Below are 18478 nucleotides of genomic sequence, written 5' to 3'. Positions count from 1 at the left end.
GACTTCAAAGTCTTAGTTGAAACCCAAACGCGCTTAGGCTTGCCGTTTACAAGAATGCGAACTTTTTGAAGGTTTGGCTTCCAAGAACGACGTGATGAGTTCAATGAGTGTGAACGCGTGTTACCAAAAGTGGTCTTCTTACCGGTTACGAAATCTTTTGCCATGCTGCTAAACCCCCTTTACATGTTTTGTCATACTATTAGACTTTACCATAAACTCGAGTACTTTTCAATCTAAAATTTCAAAAGTATTTTGCGAAAATCAATCTGAAAGTGTTAGCTTTCAAGTTCGTTATGTTAAAATAAAGGTGTATATTGGAAATAAGACGGAGGATGAACATGGCTGTTAAAATCAAAACAAAGTATGGTTTGATTGATATTTCAAACGGTGTAATTGCAACTGTTGTTGGTGGTGCAGCTACGTCTAACTATGGCGTTGTCGGTATGGCATCCAAGAATGCCCTTAGAGATGGTGTAGACAGCATTTTAAGCCGGGCAAACTACAAGCGTGGCGTTGTAGTTAAATCCGAAGACAATCAAGTGACTGTTGATGTCTATATTATTGTGGGTTATGGCTTGAAAATTTCTGAAGTTAGTCGTAATGTACAAGACAGTGTCAAATATAACTTAAGAAGTCAATTGGGCATCGACACCAAGGCGGTTAACGTAATCGTTCAAGGCGTCAAGGTGCTCGACGACTAATCAAGCGGAGGATTCAATATTGGTTTTAAGTGAAATTAGCAGTAAAGAATTTAGAGACATGGTGCGAATTGCTTCTCACAGAATGAGCAAGAACGTGCAATTCGTCAATGATCTAAATGTTTTCCCAGTTCCTGACGGTGACACTGGTACGAATATGAATCTGACTATGGAAAGCGGTGCTAAGGCCGTTTCCGAAAACCTCAGCAGCAGTGTCGGCGACTTGACTGAGAGCCTGGCTAAGGGGATGCTGATGGGCGCCCGCGGCAACAGCGGTGTTATTACCTCTCAGCTCTTCCGCGGCTTTTACAAGGCGACTCAAGGCAAGACTACCCTTAACGCTCAAGAACTGGCTAACGCCTTTAGCAATGGTGTAGCTACTGCCTACAAGGCTGTGATGAAGCCTGTCGAAGGGACTATCTTGACTGTAGCCCGCGTCGGGGCCCAAGCAGGTGCTAACAAGGCTAACGAAACTAGTGACGTCGAAGAAGTAATGCAAGCCATCGTTGAAGGGGCTAAGGAAGCCTTGAAGACGACCCCAGACTTGCTCCCAGTTTTGAAGCAAGTCGGCGTTGTTGACTCTGGTGGTCAAGGCTTGGTCTTCATTTATGAAGGCTTCTTGGAAGGTTTGTTAGGTGAAAACTTTGACGACAAGTACGTTCCTGACTCAGATGACATGAACGCCTTGATCAATGCCACCCACCACCAAGCAGTGCAAGGGCAACTCGCAACTAGCGATATTGCCAACGGCTACTGCACGGAAATCATGGTGGACTTAAAGGCTGACGTTCCTGGCAAGAAGCCATTTGACCTGGAAGAATTCAGAAACTACTTGTCAGAACTTGGCGACTCACTGCTGGCTGTTTCTGACGGGGAAATTGCCAAGGTGCACGTTCACACCGAATTCCCTGGCAAGGTCTTCTTGTACGGTTCTCAATTCGGTCAAATCGGCAAGATCAAGATTGACAACATGCGGATTCAACACGAAACGATCGTTGAAAACGAGCAAGAACAACAAGAAAGCGTTGATTTTGCTGTAATCGCTGTTGCTTCTGGTAACGGTGTCCGCAAGCTCTTTGAAAGCGAAGGGGTCAACCGGATCATCTCTGGTGGGCAAACCATGAATCCATCAACCCAAGACATCATGGATGCCATCAGCAAGTCTGGCGCAAAGCAAGCCATCATCTTGCCAAATAACGGCAACATCATCATGTCTGCTAAGCAAGCAGCTGAAGTTGCTGAAATTCCAGTCGGGATCGTACCATCCAAGACCGTCCAACAGGGTCTGACGGCAATGCTGGCCTTCAACCCAGACGCTAGCGTCGACGAAAACGTTGAAGCCATGACTGATGAACTGGATTCAGTTAAGTCTGGTGAAGTGACCCGCGCAACTCGTGACACGGAAATCAACGGCATCGAAATCCACAAGGGTCACTTTATCGGGATCGTGGACGGGACCATCGTCGTTGACAACGCAGACCCAATTGCCGCTACTGTCCAAATGACCGAAAAGATGGTTGACGAAGACTCCGAAATCATCACGGTGATGTACGGCAGCGACGCTACTAAGGACGAAGCTCAAGCCGTTGTTGACCAACTTGAAGGCAGCCATGAAGATGACGACTTCGAATTTGAAATCCACGACGGTGGTCAACCAGTTTACAACTTCTTGGTATCGGTAGAATAATGACTTTAGATGACGCGGTTTTGATGCCTGTGACTTCCCTGAAAGGCGTCGGTGCCAAGACAGGCGAAGCCTTGCAAAGTTTAGGAATCTATAGCATTTATGATCTGCTGTTTTACTTTCCCTACCGGTATGATGAGCTGGAGACTTTGCCTTTAGATCAACTCAATGATGGTCAGAAGGTGATGCTGAAAGGCATCGTGGCTACCACTCCATACCAGAACTACTTTGGCTACCGCAAAAGCCGGGTCAGCTTTAAGCTGCGAATTGACCATGATATTATCATGGTCAATTTTTTTAACCAGCCATGGCTGTCTAAGCAGCTGGAAGTAGGGCAGGAGGTGGCCATCTACGGCAAGTACGACCTGCGTAAGCAAAGCCTGTCAGCCTATAAACTAGTGGCTGCTAAAAATGCTGATAACGGCATGGCCCCGATTTATTCGGTTAACCGCCACATTAAGCAAAAAAAGCTGCAAGGCTTGGTTGACCAAGCTATTGCTGAATGTCTGCCAGGCGTCGGCAATGCAGTGCCAGATGAGATCCGGCAAAAGTACCGGCTGCTTTCTGATCGCGACTTGGTCATGGCCATGCACCATCCCAAAAATCCAGATGAAGCCAGAGCCGGCCGACGCAGCGCGGTTTTCCGGGAATTTTTCCTCTTTCAGATGCAGATGGCGCAATTGTCTACTAGCAACAAAAAGCGAATTGGTCATGCTAAAAAGTATGACCTAGGCGAAATTGCGGCTTTGACCAAGTCCTTGCCTTTTGAGCTCTCGCCTGACCAGAAAAAGGTGATCAACGAGATCTTTGCGGACATGTTTGTCGACAAGCAAATGCAAAGGCTGCTGCAAGGGGACGTAGGGTCTGGGAAAACCGTGGTGGCGGTCTTCGCCATCTACGGCGCAATTACGGCCGGCTATCAGGCAGCCTTGATGGTGCCAACGGAAATCCTGGCCAACCAGCACTTTCGCAATATTTCAGAGATGCTGGAGCCCTTTGGCGTCCGCTGCGCCCTTTTAACGGGATCGACCAAGGCTATGGAGCGGCGGGAGATCTATAAGGAATTAGCGGATGGCATGATCAACGTTGTGATTGGAACTCACGCTCTGATTCAAGACAAGGTCATTTTCAAAAAGCTGGGTCTAGTCATTATCGACGAGCAGCACCGCTTTGGGGTGGCGCAGCGCCTAGCCTTGATCAACAAGGGCGATCACCCAGACATCCTGGCGATGACGGCAACGCCGATTCCGCGGTCACTAGCTTTGACGGTCTACGGGGAAACGGATTTATCAGAAATCCGCCACCTGCCGGCCGGGAGAAAGCCGATTATCTCGGCTTGGAAGACCAGCGATCAGATGGATGAGGTCTACCGCTTGATGAGAGAGCAGCTCGCCCAGGGCTTCCAGATTTATGCGGTCACGCCCTTAATTACGGAATCAGAAACCATGGACCTGGAAAATGCCGAAGCCTTGTGCCAGCGGCTGACCCATGATTTTCCTGACCAAAGGGTGGTCTTGCTCCACGGGAAGATGGCCAGCGCTGACAAAGATGAGATTATGACTCGCTTTAGCGAGGGCGAGATCGATATCTTGGTGACGACGAGTGTGATCGAAGTAGGGGTCGATGTGGCCAATGCCAACTTGATGATCATTTTTGACGCTGACCGTTTTGGCTTAAGTCAATTGCACCAGCTCCGGGGGCGGATTGGCCGGGGGCAGACGCAAAGTTACTGCGTCTTTGTAGCTGACCCCAAGACTGAAGCTGGCAAAAAGCGGATGCAAATCGTGGCCGAAACCCGCGACGGCTTTAAGCTGGCTGAAGAAGACTTGAAGATGCGGGGCGAAGGGGATCTTTTTGGCAAGGCTCAGTCTGGCTTGCCAGAATTTAAGATGGGCAGCGTGGTTAGCGACTACCCGGTCATGGTGGCTGCTCGAGAAGTTGCGCAAGAGATCGTGGCAAAGGATCCCGGCCTCAAGGCAGATCAGTTGGCAGATTTAAAGCATGTGTTAGAATATAATAAACTTGTACAAGCAAGGTCATAATCTAGAAAGAAATTGAGACAAGAAATGAAAAGAATTGCGATTGATGCCATGGGCGGGGAAAACGCACCAAAGGCAATCGTTGATGCCGTCTTAAAGGCAAAAGCAGAGCTGCCAGAAGACCAATTTATCTTCTTTGGCGATGAGGCTCAGTTAAAGGAACTTTTGCCCCAAGATGATCCGCAAATTGAAATCGTGGCTACGACCGAAGTAATTTTAGATGAAGATGAGCCAGTCAAGGCCATGCGGACCAAGAAGGACTCTTCCATGGTGGTTGCGGCCAACTGGGTCAAGGAAGGCAAGGCAGACGCATTATTGTCATTAGGCAACACGGGGGCGCTGCTTTCTTGCGGCATCTTTATCATCGGCCGGATCAAGGGCGTGGCGCGGCCAGGCCTTATGCCAACCATGCCGGTGCAGTCTTCAGATGATGGCTTCAACATCATCGACGTTGGGGCCAACGCCACGAGTAAGCCAGAATACCTGCTGCAATGGGCAGAAATGGCAGCTTACTATGCTGAAAAGGTCCGCAGCGTGAAGAACCCGCGCGTGGCTCTCTTAAATAACGGGGCTGAATATGACAAGGGTGATGACCTCCATAAGGCGGTTTATCAGCTGCTCAAGGACAGCAAGCTGAACTTTACCGGCAACATCGAAGGCCACGAACTCTTAACTGGCAAAGCCGATGTCGTGGTGACTGATGGCTTTACCGGCAATGCGGTCTTAAAGAGCATTGAAGGTACGGCAAGCGTCATCATCCACCTCTTAAAAGATGGCCTGATGAATAACGGCGTGAAGGCTAAGTTTGGGGCGCTCTTAGCCAAGGATGCTCTAAAGACGGTAGCTAGCCGCTTTGATACGGCTAAGTACGGCGGGGCAGTTTTGCTGGGGGTTAACTCACCAGTTGTCAAGCAGCACGGCCGCTCAGATGCCCGGGCAGTATACTACGCCGTTAAGCAGATTGACAAGATTTTGACTGAAGACTTGATTTCAGCATTTAAGGCTGAATTTAGCAAGTAGTTTTTAGTAAGTAGATTAAAAAGACAAGAAAAAATTAAAGGAGATCATCGAGATGACTGAACAAGAAATTTTTGACAAGATTGCCAAGCTGATTGCGGACAACTTCCAATTGGACCAAAGCAAGATCACCATGGACACCAACTTCACCCAAGACCTGGATGCAGACTCAATCGACTTGGTAGAATTTGTCATGCAGCTGGAAGACGAATTTGGTGCAGAAATTCCTGACGAAGAAGCCGAAAAGCTGGCTACTGTGGGCGACGCTGTAGCCTACATCAAAAGCCACCAAGGGTAATTCTTTACCAAGCTAATTAAAAATTAATTTGGAAGCATTCATCAGCATTAATTGATGAATGCTTTTTTGCTCTAAGAATTCTTTTTCACAATATGCTAAACTATAAAACTAGGAGAGTAATTAGCAAAGGGGATTTTTAATGAGGAAAATTCGCTTCCTGACGGTTTGCTTGTTAGCAGCATTCTTGCTCACAGCCTGCGGTCAGCAAAAAACTAGCCAAAAGAACACCAATAGCGGTGCCGAAGATGCCATGCAGTTCCCAATTGCCACCAGCTTTGGCACGACCAAAAAGTCTGGAACCATGAAGGTGGCCCTTGAGACGGATACGCCTTTTTCTGGGATCTTTTCAGATGAATTGGCTGATTCTACGACTGAAGCCAAGCTGGCCCAGTTTGGCTCAGAGTCCTTGTTTGATACGGATAACAGCTATAACATCACAGACAGTGGCCCTGCCAGATTTTCCTTAGACCGGCAGGCGAAAACGATCACGATCACCATCAAAAAGGGCGTGAAGTGGTCTGATGGCAAGCAGGTCGTAGCCAAGGACGTTGAATATGCTTATGAGGTCATCGCCAACCGGGCTACCAATTCCGCCCACTATACTTCATCCCTGCAAGACGTTGTCGGTTTAAAGGCCTACCACGATGGCCAGGCCAAGACGATTTCGGGGATCGAGATGCCTGATGGGGAAAAGGGCAGGAAAGTTGTCATTCACTTTTCCGCCATGCACCCGGGGATGCTGAAGACGGGAAACGGCTATTTCTGGGAATCAGCTGTGCCTTACCACTATTTAAAGAACGTTCCTTTTAAAAAGCTCAGAAGCAGTTATCAGATTCGGCAAAAGCCGATTTATTTTGGTCCTTACCAGGTCAAGAGCGTGGAGACTGGTCAATCCGTCACCTGGGTACCCAACAAGTACTACTGGCGGGGGACGCCAAGTCTGTCAAAGATCGTGATCTCCATCATTTCGCCGAAGTCAGTGGCGACAGCCATCAAGCAAAAGACTTACGACGTCATTGAAGTGGTTAATTCCCAGTGGAGCCAGATTAAAAAGCAAAAAGGCTACAAATTTGTAGCGAATATTCCGCTGAGTTACACTTACTTAGGCTTTAAGCTGGGGACTTGGGATGCTAAGACTAGCCAGGTTAAGATGAACAAAAAGACCAAGATGGCCAACAAGTCCCTGCGGCAGGCCATTGGCTATGCCATGAACGTTACTGAGATTGAGCGCAAATATACGTCTGGCTTGACCTTTAGAATCAAGACCTTGATCCCTGCTGAATATGGCGACTACTACAATGACAGCCTTGACGGCTACCCATATTCCCCGAAAAAAGCCGAAGAGCTTTTGGACAAGGCAGGCTACAAGCGCAAGAAGGGTGAAAAATACCGCCGCGACCCGCAAGGGCACAAGCTCACCATCCACCTGGCTGCCATGACCGGGGATTCTAGCCAAGTCAAGATCATCAATAACTACATTAAGATGTGGCGCAAGATCGGCCTTCACGTGACCTTAACGTCCGGCAGCCTGATGGAATTCAACAACTTTTACAGTCTCTTATTTAGCGATGATTCCCAAGTGGACATGTTCATTGCTGGCTGGAGCTTAAACGATGAGCCATCCCAAAACGGGATCTTTGGTTCTGGGACCCAGTACAACCTAGGCCGTTTTGCAACGGCAAAGAACACAAAGCTGATCAATGAGATGGACTCAGAAAAATCCTTTAACCTGAACTACCGGATCAAGGTCTTTAAGGAATGGCAAGAGTACATGCAAGACCAGGCATATGTCATTCCTTTGACCAGTTCTTACCGGATCATGGCAATCAACAAGAACTTGCTAAATTACTCTCTTGAATCTTCTCAAGAAAACAACAACCACCCGCTCTGGTACAAGGTGGGCTTTAAGAAGTAAACAAATCATTGATAAGCATTAAGAAACTCTGTTTTTTAACAGAGTTTTTTATTTGGATTGTTAAAAATCCGGCAAGGCTGGCGGCCTTTTTGGTATAATTTCAATGATACGAAAGGACTGAAACAAGCATGGTTTCGACAAAATTTATTAAAAAGCTATCTGATGACTATGGAGTCAAGTTTAAGGATGAACGGCTGCTCGAAGAAGCCTTCACCCATTCATCTTACGTAAACGAAAATCCTCGAAAAAACTATGGCAATTACGAAAAGCTGGAATTCTTAGGCGATGCCGTCTTGGAATTTACGGTTTCTGACTACCTCTATCGCCATTTTCAAAAGCTAAATGAAGGCGAATTGACCCGCTTGAGATCCAACATTGTTAGAACGGAAGGTTTTTCTAAAGTTGCCTTAGAATGCGGCTTTAAAGAAGAAATCCAGCTGGGCGTCGGCGAAGAAAAGGCTGGCGGCCGGGAACGCAAGGCGCTCCTAGAAGACGTGTTTGAAGCCTTTAACGGTGCCTTGTTCTTAGACCAAGGCATCGGCGCTGTTGAAAACTTTTTAAAGCAGACGGTTTATCCTTTGATCGATGCCGGCTACTTTACCCCGTCTCGAGACTTTAAGACTGACCTGCAGGAATTCTTGCAGCAAAATGGGACGGTCAAGATTGAGTATCGGGTTTTAACGGAAAGCCAGCAGCCGCCTCACTTTGAAGTCGAAGTCAGCGTGGACGGCCAGGTCTTGGCTCAAGGCGAGGGCCGCAATAAGAAGAAGGCTGAACAAGATGCGGCTAAGCATGCCTTAAGCCGGTTGAATGAAAGGGAAAAATAGTGCCCCTCACAAGTTTAATTATTGATGGATTTAAATCTTTTGCCGATAAGACCATAATCGACTTTACCAAGGGGATCACCGGCATCGTGGGCCCCAACGGTTCTGGCAAAAGCAATATTACCGAAGCCATTCGCTGGGTGATGGGGGAAGGCAGCGCCAAGTCCTTGCGTGGGCGGAACATGAAAGACATCATCTTTGCTGGTTCTGCCACCCGCAAGCCCCTAAACCGGGCGCAGGTGACCATGATTTTTGACAATAAAAATCGGGAGCTGGACTTCCCAGCCGACCAGGTGGTGGTCAGCCGGCGGATTTTAGCCTCTGGCGACAATGATTACCAGATCAACAACCAATCGGTGCGCCTGCGGGATGTCCGGGCGCTCTTTATGGACTCCGGGATTTCACAAAATTCCTTAGCCATCATCTCTCAGGGCCGGGTGGACCAGATCTTAAACTCCCAGGCAAAAGAGCGGCGGGGGATTTTTGAAGAAGCCGCCGGCGTTTTGCACTTTAAGCAGCAAAAGCAGCAGGCCCAAGGGCAGCTGGCGGCGACCAACGACAACTTGATCCGGATCAACGACCTGGTCAAGGAACTGGAAAAGCGGATTGAGCCCCTGCATGAGCAGAGTTCTTTGGCGCAAGAATACAAGTTCCAAAAAACGGCCCTGGACAATGACTTAAAGACCCTGCTAGCCTTTGAAATTTCTAATTTGAGTGAAGAAGAGCAGGAAATCAAGGGTAAGCTAGCGGAAAGCAAACAGCTCTTAAGCCGACTGGATGCTGAAGTCAAGCAGTCCCAAGCCAAGCTAGCCGCTAAAAGGGAAGAATATCAGCTGGAAAGCGAAAAGCGGGACAAGCTGCAGGCAGAAGTCGTTAAGCTAGGCAGTCAGCTGTCTGAGATCAATACTTCCTTGCAGGTGTCCCAGCAATCCAGCCAATATGACCAGGCAACCAAGCAAGAATACGAAAAGCAGCTGGAAGCTTTCAAAGCGGCAGTGGTTCAGGCTGACCAAGAACTGGCTGAACTGAACAAGGCTGCTAGTGAACTAGAAGCCAAAAAGAACGCTCTTGAAAACCAGAGAGAAAAGCTGGCTGCTGATCTAACAGAAGACCCTGAGCAGCTGCGCCAGCGCCTGGAAGATACCAGAAACAACTATATCCAAACCCTGCAGGACCAAACGACGGCTAAAAACCGGCAGCTCTTTTTGGAAAGCGAGATTAAGCGAAATGAAGAGTCTCGTGACCAGCGCTATGATGACGTATCTAGTCAGCTGGAAGCCAGCCGGCAGGAGCTGGAAAAACTGCGGTCCAAGGGGAAAAAGCTGACCCAGGATCGGCAGGCCAAGCAGGCTGATTACCAGCAGCTGCAAGATGCTGCTGGCAAGGCGGGGATTGCCAAGCAGACGGCTGAAAAGCAGCTGCAAATGGCCCAGGTTAACCTGCAAAGGTTGACCGCTAGACGGGATGCCTTAGAAAACATCCAAAAGCGGCACGAAGGCTACTATGCTGGCGTCAGACAGATCCTGAACCATCTGGACCACTACCCTGGCATTATCGGGGCTGTCGGTGAGCTCTTGACCTTCCCCAGTGACCTTGAAGCCGCAATGACGACGGCTTTAGGCGGGGGCGTGCAGAACCTGGTTGCCCAAGACCGTTTGGCAGCTCGGGATGCTATTGACCAGCTCAAGCGTCAGCACCTGGGCCGGGCAACTTTTTTGCCACTTGACGGCTTGCGCTACCGGGCGATTCCGGAATCAACCAAGCGGGCTTTAGAGCAGTATCCGGGCTTTTGCGGCGTTGCGAGTGACCTGGTAACAGCTAAGGGCGGGATCAAGATTGAGCCAGCCATCCAGTACCTGTTAGGCAACATCATCATTGTGGACCAGATGAATACTGCCATGCAGGTTTCCCGGCAGATTGGCCGCTACCGGGTCGTCACCTTGGACGGGGACGTGATCAGCCCAGGCGGGGCCATGACCGGTGGTGCTAGAAACCAGCGAAACAACTCGCCTCTGCAAACGACAGCGGAAATTGCCAAGGCTCAAGAAGCCATCGAATCCTTGGCTGCCAATGTTCAAGACCTAGAGCGCAGTCTCAAGCAAAAGTCTGAAGAATTAGCTGAAATTGAGCAAAAAATTGCGGTATTAGGTCAAGAGCTGCAAGAACAAGACCAGGAAATCAATACAGTCGCCTTGACCTTCAAGAGCCAGGAAAAAGAAGTTGGCCGCTTAGAAAGCGCCAGCCAGCTCTACCAAAGGCAGCAGGCTGAACAAAAGGCGGCTTTGGCAAAGCAGCAAGCTGAGCTTGCTAAGGTGACCGCTGAAAGAGCTGCCTTAGAGAAGCAGGCTGAGAAGCAAAAGCAGGAAATGGCGGACTTGCAAGAAGCCATCCAAAACTACACGGACCACAACCAAGGCGTGCAAACTGAGCTTGCTCAGCTGGATCCGCAGATCGCGGTTTTGGCAAACAAGCTGGAAAACCTGAATAACCGGATTAAGGAAAAGCAGGGACAAAAACGGGCAAGCCAAAAGCAGATTCAGCAGCTCCAAGACAAGGTGCAGGCACTAGCAGCTTCTAGCAACCTGTCAGCCAGCAAGAAAGAAGAATTATTGCTGGATCTGGGCAAGCAGGAAAAAATCAAGGCTGAAAAAGAAGGCGAGCTAAACCGGGCAAGCCAGCTTTTGGGCCAGTTAAATGGTCAGATCAACCAGCTAGAAGCCGTGGCCACCCGCAACTATGACCTGCGGAAAAATGCGGCTAGTGAGCAAGAAGAGCGGTCGGTTAACCTGGCAACGGTGCAAGGAAAACTCAACCAGCGCCTGACCCAGTTAAATGAAGATTATTCTTTGACTTACGAAGCGGCACTCAAGCAGGCTCAGGTTGAAAATACGCCAGAGCACTGCCATGCCCTAAGAAGAAGTGTCAAGCTCCACCAGCTGTCCTTAGATGATATCGGGCCGGTTAACCTGGCAGCTATTGATGAATACCAGGAAGTAAAAGAGCGCTATGACTTTTTGAATGGGCAGCAAAACGACCTGCTGGAGGCCCGGGAAAACCTGCAAAAGTCGATGGACGAACTAGACCAAGAGGTCAAGGACCGCTTCAGCGAAAGCTTTAACCAAATTGCCGAGTCCTTTAGTCGCCTCTTCCCGCAGGTCTTTGGCGGTGGCAATGCCAAACTGGCTTTGACGGATCCAGATGACCTCTTAGAAAGTGGGATCGAGATCATCGCCCAGCCTCCTGGCAAAAAGCTGCAGCGGCTCAGCCTCCTCTCTGGGGGCGAGCGCAGTCTAACGGCGATTACCCTGCTTTTTGCCATGCTGGAAGTCAACCCAGTGCCGTTCTGCGTCTTAGACGAAGTAGAAGCAGCGCTGGACGATGCCAACGTTGTGCGCTTTGCTCACTTTTTAAAGCAATATGATACCAAGACCCAGTTCATCGTGATCACTCACCGGCGGGGGACCATGGAAATGGCCGATCAGCTGTACGGGGTCGTGATGCAGGAATCTGGGGTATCGCAAGTTTTGTCAGTATCACTGAAAGATTATCAAGATGAGGTGTAGTCGTGGGATTATTCGATCGCATTAAGAAGAGCCTTTTTGGGCAAAAAGAAACCGAAGAGGAAAAAGAGAAAAAAGCTCAAGAAGAACAAGAGCAAGCAGAAGAAAAAGAAAAGGAAGAAGCAGCTGAAGAAGCTCCTGAAAGTGCTGATACTACAAAAGAAACAGTAGAGACGGAAGAATCTGCTGAAAGTACTGAAGCAGAAGAAACCGACAGTGCAGAAGTTAAGGAAGAAGCTGAAGCAGAAACTCCTGTTGCTGAAGAAAAAGTAGCAGTCCAGGAAGAAGCAGTCGAAGAAAAGCCTGAAGAAGCAGAAGCTGCTCCAGAAGAAAAAGCAGAGTCAACTGAACAAGCTGCAGAGTCTGAACCAGAAGCAACAACCACCGAAGACAAGAACGTTGAGCTCTACGAAAAGGGCTTGTCCAAGACCAACAAGGGCTTTGGGGCGCGGCTGAACGCCTTCTTGGCCAAGTTCAGAACGGTTGACGAAGACTTCTTCGATGACCTGGAAGAACTCCTGATTGAGTCAGACGTTGGCTATGAAACCAGCGAAGACTTGACTGACCAGCTCCGGGAAGAAGCCAAGCTGCAAAAGGCCAAGAGCCGGGACGACTTAAAGAAGGTCATCGTGCAAAAGCTGGTTGAAGTCTACGACGACAATGGTGATCCAGAACAAGAAAAACTAGCTTATGACCCTAGCGCCAAGCCAAATGTCTACCTCTTTGTCGGCGTCAACGGCGCGGGCAAGACGACCACGGTCGGCAAACTGGCCAAGCGCCTGCATGACCAAGGCAAAAAAGTCATCCTGGTTGCTGCCGACACTTTTAGAGCCGGGGCGGTTGAGCAGCTGGTTGAATGGGGCAAGCGGGTCGACGTTCCAGTTGTTCGCGGCAAGGACCAAGCTGACCCAGCTGCCGTTGTTTACGATGGCTTGACCAAGGCGATCGATGAACAAGCTGACTACCTCTTGGTCGACACGGCGGGACGTCTGCAAAACAAGGTTAACCTGATGAATGAACTAGAAAAGATCCAAAGAACCATTAAAAAGCAGCTGCCAGACCAGCCAGCCGAAACTTTGCTGGTTTTGGACGGGTCAACTGGGCAAAATGCCTTGATGCAGGCCAAGGAATTTGACAAGACGACCAAGTTAACTGGTCTGGTTTTGACCAAGCTGGATGGGTCTTCTAAGGGCGGCGTGGTCTTGGCCATTCGTCACGAAATGAAGCTGCCGGTTAAGCTGGTTGGTTTAGGCGAAAAGCCAGAAGATTTGGCCGACTTTGATGCTGCTAACTTTGCCGTTGGTCTCTTCCACGACCTGCTGTAAGAATTAGTCAAAAAGTTATCTAAATTAGTTTTTTCAAGAATAAAAGAAAGAAGATTTTCGATTTCCATGAAAGATGATGCATGTACCAGCATCCTGGTTGGCAAAAAGGCCGCCATGGATGGCAACAACTTGATCGCCAGAAATGACGATACCTTTTCTCCATTAAACCAGCAGAAGTTTGTCGTGAATCCTGCCGTTCACGGGCAAAAGGGCCGCAAGATCAAATCTTGGCTGAACAAGTTTGAAATGGACCTGCCAGAAGATGCCTACCGCTACCCAGCCGTGCCAAACGTTGACTACAAGAAGTACGGCTACTATGAAGAAAGCGGGATTAACGAAAAGAACGTGGCCATGTCAGCCACCGAATCAACTTACGGCAATGAGCGGACCTTGGCCTTTGATCCATTAGTGGTGGACGGTCTTGACGAAGACTGCATCGTTAACGTTGTTTTGCCTTATATTGATTCAGCTCGGGATGGCGTACAGTATCTGGGCAAGCTGATTGCTAAGTATGGGTCACCAGCTGGCAACTCCGTGCTTTTTTCTGATAAGGACGAAATCTGGTACATGGAAATCGTAACCGGTCACCACTGGGTGGCCCAAAGAATTCCAGACGATGCCTACGCAATTGCTGCTAATCGGGTTTCCATTGAAGAAGTCGCCTTTGACAAGCCGGACGACTTCATGTGGAGCGAAGGCATCCGGGAATTTGTGGCTGACCACAATTTAAATCCAGACATCTACGCCTGGAACTTCCGCCACATTTTTGGCACCTATACTGAGCAAGACCGCCACTACAACACTTCCCGGGTTTGGTATGGGCAAAAGATCCTGAACCCAAGCATTGAGCAAGACCCTGAAGACCCAGACTTGCCATTTATCCGCCGGGCAGAAAAGAAGATCAGCAAAGAAGACATCGAATATATCTTGGGCTCACACTACCAAGACACGGTCTTTGATCCCTTTGGCACCCGCGGGACGGATGAAGAACACCACCGCTACCGGCCAATCGGCTTAAACCGGACCCAAAACGCCCACATCCTGGAAATTCGCCGGGACGTGCCAGAAGAGATGGCCGGCATCATGTGGCTCTGCATCGGCGGTCCAACCTTCACGCCATTTGTGCCTTTCTTTACCAACATGAATGACACGGATCCGTCATACAACAATACTAGCCTTGACTACAACATGAATGATGCCTGGTGGTACTACAAGTCCTTTGCGGCCCTGGTTGAAAGCCACTATCCACAATTCGTTCAAGTCGACGTGAAGTACTTGACGGAATTAAACCGCTACTTCCGAAGCCGGGTGGAAGAAGTGATTTCAGCTAGTCAAAAGTATCAAGGCGCAGAATTGACCACATACTTAACTAAGGCCAACCAAGAAACGGTCGCTCATACCCGCCAGGAAACCGAAAAGGTCTGGGGCGAGCTCTTTAAGGAAGCCATCAAGATGTCTAAGCTGACCTTTAACATGGACAAAAATCTTTAATTTTAAGCAATTTAAGCACCGCATCTTGCGGTGCTTTTCTTTATGGACCGGCTACTTTTTGATATACTTATATCCAGGTGAAAAAGATGGATGAACTAAGCAAAAACGAAGCCCTGGGCGATTTATACGCCCTCTATGGCAGCTTGCTAACCAGTGGGCAGCAAGAATATTTTGAAGATTATTATTATGACGACCTTTCACTAGGTGAAATTGCCGACAATCATCAGGTTTCAAGAGCTGCGGTCTATGACAATTTGAAAAGAAGCACCAAGGCGCTGGAGAAATATGAAGCCAAGCTGCAGCTCTTGACCACTTTTGGCCAAATTGAAGCTGGACTAGAAAATGCAGAAGCTTGTCTAGACGATGATGATGTAGCCGGCACGAAACAGCAGCTGCAAGCCCTCTTGCGGCTGGTTAGAGGAGAATAAAATAAATGGCATTTGAAAATTTAAGCGAACGATTGCAAAAAGCCCTGCGCAACCTGACTGGCAAGGGCAAGATTTCTGAAGACGACATTAACGCCGCTTCTAGAGAAATCCGTCTGGCCCTCTTAGAAGCCGACGTTAACTTTAAAGTCGTTAAGGACTTTATCAAGACCATCAAAAAGCGGGCTCTGGGCCAAGAAGTCCAAGAATCACTGACCCCAGGTCAGCAGGTCATCAAGATCGTTAACGAAGAATTGACAAAGATGATGGGGGAAGAGGCGGTTAGCTTAAACAAGGCGCCGCACATCCCAACCATCATCATGATGGTCGGTCTGCAGGGTACTGGTAAGACCACCACGGTTGGGAAGCTGGCCTACCGCCTGATGAAGGAAGAAAAGGCCCGGCCATTTTTGATTGCGGGCGACATCTACCGGCCAGCTGCCATCGACCAGCTCAAGCAGATCGGGGAAAAGCTGGAAGTTCCAGTTTACAGCGACTTAAATGAAAAGAACGTTGCCAAGATCGTGGAAGCCGGTTTAGCCGAAGCTGCCAAGCACCGCAACGACTACGTCATCATCGACACGGCCGGGCGATTGGAAATCGATGAACCTTTGATGAAGGAACTGGAAGAAGTCAAGGCGGTGGCCCACCCAGACAACATCCTCTTGGTGGTTGACGCCATGACCGGGCAAGCTGCAACTGGCGTAGCTCAAGGCTTTAATGACCGTCTGGACATCACCGGCATCATCTTGACCAAGCTGGACGGGGACACCCGCGGCGGGGCCGCCTTGTCCATTAGAGCCGTAACCGGCAAGCCAATCCTCTTCACTGGTCAAGGCGAAAAATTGACCGATCTTGAAGTCTTCCACCCAGACCGGATGGCTTCCAGAATCCTTGGCATGGGGGATATGCTGACCTTGATTGAAAAGGCTCAGCAAGACTATGACGCCAAGCAAGCCGAAAAGGTTGCCCAAAAGATGCGAGAAAACACCTTTGACTTTAACGACTTTATTGACCAGTTAGAGCAGGTGCAAAAGATGGGGCCGCTGGACGAAATCATGAAGATGATTCCAGGCATGGCCAACAACCCGCAATTAAAGAACATGTCCATTGACGAAAAGCAGATCGCCCATACCAAGGCTATCGTCTACTCCATGACTCCAGCAGAAAGAGAAGATGAAAGCCTGCTGAACCCAAGCCGCCGGCGCCGAATCGCTGCCGGGAGCGGGGTGCCAATCGTAGAAGTCAACCGGATGATCAAGGAATTCAAGGTGGCCAAGGACATGATGTCCAAGGTTACTAAGGGCAACTTCAAGGATCTAGAAAAATTGCCAGGGATGAACTCCCCAATGGCCAAGATGGCCATGCGGAAGATGGGCAAGAGCTTTAAGAAGAAAAAGGCTAAGCGACTGAAGAAGGTCAAGCGCTTCCACTCCTAATTTTTTGAAACTGTTAAGGAAAAATACTTTACAGGGCCTTTTTTCCGTGCTATAGTATAACTATTGAAATTTAGGAGGACACATAATGTCAGTTAAGATTCGTATGCGCCGTATGGGTGCCAAGAGAAAGCCATTTTACCGTATCGTTGTAGCAGATTCACGTGCTCCACGTGATGGCCGCTTCATCGAAGAAGTTGGTTACTACAACCCAGTTTCACAACCAAAGGAATTGAAGCTGGACGAAGACAAGATCTTTGAATGGCTGAAGAAGGGTGCACAACCTTCAGACACTGTTCGTTCACTTCTGTCAGGCGCTGGCTTGATGGCTAAGTTGCACGACGAAAAGTACAACAAGTAATTGGAGAAAGTTTGAGGCACGCGCTTCAAACTTTTTTTATTGAAAAGGATCAAGATAACGATGAACTACTACAACGTGGGCAAGATCGTGGCAACGCACGGCTTAAAGGGCGAAGTTAAGGTGGCGATCACAACTGACTTTCCAGAAGACCGGTTTGCTGAAGGCTCAAGACTGTACCTAGGGCCCAATCGCCAAGAAGTAACGGTTAAGTCTGGTCGGCCCTTTAAGCAGTTTTGGCTGGTAACTTTTAACGAAATTCCCGGGATTGATGAAGCCGAGAAGGTGAAGGGGCAAGAACTGGTTGTCAGTGAAGAAGACCAAGGCGAATTGCCAGATGGGGTATATTACTACCGGGACCTTTTAGGCTGCACGGTCGTTGACGATGAACAGGGCGATAAGATTGGTGAACTGACTGACATTGAAGCCCCAGGTGCCAACGACATTTGGGAAGTTACGGAAGAAAATGGGAAGAAGTTTTGGATCCCTTATATTCCGGATGTGGTCAAGAGCGTTGATATTGAGCAAAAAGTAGTACGGGTACAATTGATGGAGGGCTTAAGATAGTGAAGATCAATGTTTTGACCCTGTTTCCAGAAATGTTTACCCCCTTGCAGGTGTCTTTGCTTGGGCGCGGGCAAGAAGATGGCAAGTGGGAACTAAACCTGGTCAACTTCCGCGATTTTTCAACTAGACCCCATGCCTCGGTTGACGACACGCCATATGGGGGCGGGGCTGGGATGGTCCTCCAAATCATGCCCATCAAGGCGGCTCTAGAATCTTTAGAAAATAAGGGCAAGGTTATCATCACTGCGCCTCAGGGCAAGACTTTTAATGAGCAGATGGCTCAGGAATGGTCCAAAGAAGAGAATCTGACCTTTATCTGCGGCCACTTTGAGGGCTTTGACCAGCGGGTCTATGACCTGGCAGACGAAGCAGTGTCAATTGGCGACTACGTCTTAACTGGCGGCGAACTGCCGACCATGTCCATGATCGACGCCACCGTGCGGCTCTTGCCTGGGATCTTGGGCAATGCCATGTCGGCGGTGGAAGAATCTTTTTCAGATGGCTTATTGGAATATCCGCAATATACCCGTCCAGCTGATTTTGAAGGGCAAAAGGTGCCTGACATCCTCTTGTCCGGCAACCATGGCAAGATCGCTGAATGGCGGCACTACCAAGCCTTAAAGGCGACATACCTGCACCGGCCAGACATGCTGGAGGGCCGAGAGCTAACTAAAGAAGAAAAGCATATGTTAGCTGACATCAAGGCTGAAATTGCCGATTCAGAAAAATAAGAAAAAATCTTGCGCTGACTTTTTAAATCTGCTACTATATAGAAGTTGGTATTTCAACAAAAGATTAGGGGTGTTCCGCTGGCCGCAAAAAGGTTGATGAATGCCGTAGA

The 18478-nt window shown here is 48.9% G+C and carries 16 protein-coding genes; 15 read left to right on the top strand and 1 reads right to left on the bottom strand.

What is annotated here, in order from left to right; translation table 11 throughout:
• Positions 1-164, bottom strand: a 164-nt coding sequence (gene rpmB / locus ACI4WN_RS04680) for a 50S ribosomal protein L28 (RefSeq protein ID WP_439777184.1), incomplete at its 3' end; no start/stop codon positions are given.
• 174 nt (positions 165-338) lie between these two features.
• Here rpmB and ACI4WN_RS04675 point away from each other — a divergent pair.
• The 15 genes from ACI4WN_RS04675 to trmD all read left to right on the top strand — a co-directional run bounded on the left by ACI4WN_RS04675 (position 339) and on the right by trmD (position 18368).
• Entirely contained in the window at positions 339-701 is a 363-nt protein-coding gene (locus tag ACI4WN_RS04675) for an Asp23/Gls24 family envelope stress response protein (protein WP_008459818.1), read from the top strand.
• Between the two features lie 19 nt (positions 702-720).
• The gene (locus ACI4WN_RS04670; RefSeq protein WP_439777183.1) at positions 721-2385 is read left to right on the top strand and encodes a DAK2 domain-containing protein; all 1665 of its coding nucleotides are present in this window, start codon (positions 721-723) and stop codon (positions 2383-2385) included.
• Complete coding sequence (recG, locus tag ACI4WN_RS04665) at positions 2385-4424, top strand: ATP-dependent DNA helicase RecG (RefSeq protein ID WP_439777182.1); 2040 nt, start codon at positions 2385-2387, stop codon at positions 4422-4424. The genes ACI4WN_RS04670 and recG overlap by 1 nt, the downstream gene beginning before the upstream one ends.
• Before the next feature lie 24 nt (positions 4425-4448).
• Positions 4449-5441 (top strand): phosphate acyltransferase PlsX, encoded by a 993-nt coding sequence (gene plsX, locus ACI4WN_RS04660; RefSeq protein WP_439777181.1) that lies wholly within the window; start codon positions 4449-4451, stop codon positions 5439-5441.
• Between the two features lie 52 nt (positions 5442-5493).
• Entirely contained in the window at positions 5494-5736 is a 243-nt protein-coding gene (acpP, locus tag ACI4WN_RS04655) for an acyl carrier protein (RefSeq protein ID WP_008459824.1), read from the top strand.
• Between the two features lie 139 nt (positions 5737-5875).
• On the top strand, positions 5876-7651 hold the full coding sequence (locus ACI4WN_RS04650) for an ABC transporter substrate-binding protein (protein WP_439777180.1): 1776 nt from the start codon (positions 5876-5878) through the stop codon (positions 7649-7651).
• Between the two features lie 128 nt (positions 7652-7779).
• On the top strand, positions 7780-8478 hold the full coding sequence (gene rnc / locus ACI4WN_RS04645) for a ribonuclease III (protein ID WP_439777179.1): 699 nt from the start codon (positions 7780-7782) through the stop codon (positions 8476-8478).
• Positions 8478-12038 carry a chromosome segregation protein SMC gene (gene smc, locus ACI4WN_RS04640; RefSeq protein ID WP_439777178.1) on the top strand — a complete coding sequence of 1187 codons (3561 nt, stop codon included), beginning with the start codon at positions 8478-8480 and terminating at the stop codon, positions 12036-12038. Before rnc ends, smc begins: the two co-directional genes overlap by 1 nt.
• Positions 12039-12040: 2 nt before the next feature.
• Positions 12041-13360: a signal recognition particle-docking protein FtsY gene (gene ftsY, locus ACI4WN_RS04635; RefSeq protein WP_439777177.1), complete on the top strand. Its 1320-nt coding sequence runs from the start codon at positions 12041-12043 to the stop codon at positions 13358-13360.
• A gap of 66 nt (positions 13361-13426) precedes the next feature.
• A complete protein-coding gene (locus ACI4WN_RS04630; protein ID WP_439777176.1) occupies positions 13427-14851 on the top strand; it encodes a C69 family dipeptidase in 1425 nt (474 codons plus the stop codon).
• Positions 14852-14937: 86 nt separating this feature from the next.
• On the top strand, positions 14938-15279 hold the full coding sequence (gene ylxM / locus ACI4WN_RS04625) for a YlxM family DNA-binding protein (protein WP_279189689.1): 342 nt from the start codon (positions 14938-14940) through the stop codon (positions 15277-15279).
• Positions 15280-15284: 5 nt separating this feature from the next.
• Positions 15285-16715 carry a signal recognition particle protein gene (ffh, locus tag ACI4WN_RS04620; protein WP_439777175.1) on the top strand — a complete coding sequence of 477 codons (1431 nt, stop codon included), beginning with the start codon at positions 15285-15287 and terminating at the stop codon, positions 16713-16715.
• An 85-nt stretch (positions 16716-16800) separates the two neighbouring features.
• On the top strand, positions 16801-17073 hold the full coding sequence (gene rpsP / locus ACI4WN_RS04615; protein ID WP_002879737.1) for a 30S ribosomal protein S16: 273 nt from the start codon (positions 16801-16803) through the stop codon (positions 17071-17073).
• A 60-nt stretch (positions 17074-17133) separates the two neighbouring features.
• Entirely contained in the window at positions 17134-17637 is a 504-nt protein-coding gene (rimM, locus tag ACI4WN_RS04610) for a ribosome maturation factor RimM (RefSeq protein ID WP_439777174.1), read from the top strand.
• Positions 17637-18368 (top strand): tRNA (guanosine(37)-N1)-methyltransferase TrmD, encoded by a 732-nt coding sequence (gene trmD, locus ACI4WN_RS04605; protein WP_439777173.1) that lies wholly within the window; start codon positions 17637-17639, stop codon positions 18366-18368. Before rimM ends, trmD begins: the two co-directional genes overlap by 1 nt.
• Positions 18369-18478: the final 110 nt, after the last annotated feature.

It is taken from the genome of Lactobacillus sp. (genome assembly GCF_051893255.1).
Classification (GTDB): Bacteria; Bacillota; Bacilli; order Lactobacillales; family Lactobacillaceae; genus Lactobacillus.
The sequence above is the reverse complement of the archived record's forward strand: the minus strand, read 5'-3'. Positions and strand labels throughout refer to the sequence as shown.

Bases quoted from the DNA above. Each gene is read 5' to 3' on its own strand.
- ffh (WP_439777175.1), top strand. From the start codon at position 15,285: ATGGCATTTGAAAATTTAAGCGAACGATTGCAAAAAGCCCTGCGCAAC.
- rnc (WP_439777179.1), top strand. From the start codon at position 7,780: ATGGTTTCGACAAAATTTATTAAAAAGCTATCTGATGACTATGGAGTC.
- plsX (WP_439777181.1), top strand. From the start codon at position 4,449: ATGAAAAGAATTGCGATTGATGCCATGGGCGGGGAAAACGCACCAAAG.
- ylxM (WP_279189689.1), top strand. From the start codon at position 14,938: ATGGATGAACTAAGCAAAAACGAAGCCCTGGGCGATTTATACGCCCTC.
- acpP (WP_008459824.1), top strand. From the start codon at position 5,494: ATGACTGAACAAGAAATTTTTGACAAGATTGCCAAGCTGATTGCGGAC.
- recG (WP_439777182.1), top strand. From the start codon at position 2,385: ATGACTTTAGATGACGCGGTTTTGATGCCTGTGACTTCCCTGAAAGGC.
- rimM (WP_439777174.1), top strand. From the start codon at position 17,134: ATGAACTACTACAACGTGGGCAAGATCGTGGCAACGCACGGCTTAAAG.
- ACI4WN_RS04630 (WP_439777176.1), top strand. From the start codon at position 13,427: ATGAAAGATGATGCATGTACCAGCATCCTGGTTGGCAAAAAGGCCGCC.
- rpsP (WP_002879737.1), top strand. From the start codon at position 16,801: ATGTCAGTTAAGATTCGTATGCGCCGTATGGGTGCCAAGAGAAAGCCA.
- ACI4WN_RS04650 (WP_439777180.1), top strand. From the start codon at position 5,876: ATGAGGAAAATTCGCTTCCTGACGGTTTGCTTGTTAGCAGCATTCTTG.
- ACI4WN_RS04675 (WP_008459818.1), top strand. From the start codon at position 339: ATGGCTGTTAAAATCAAAACAAAGTATGGTTTGATTGATATTTCAAAC.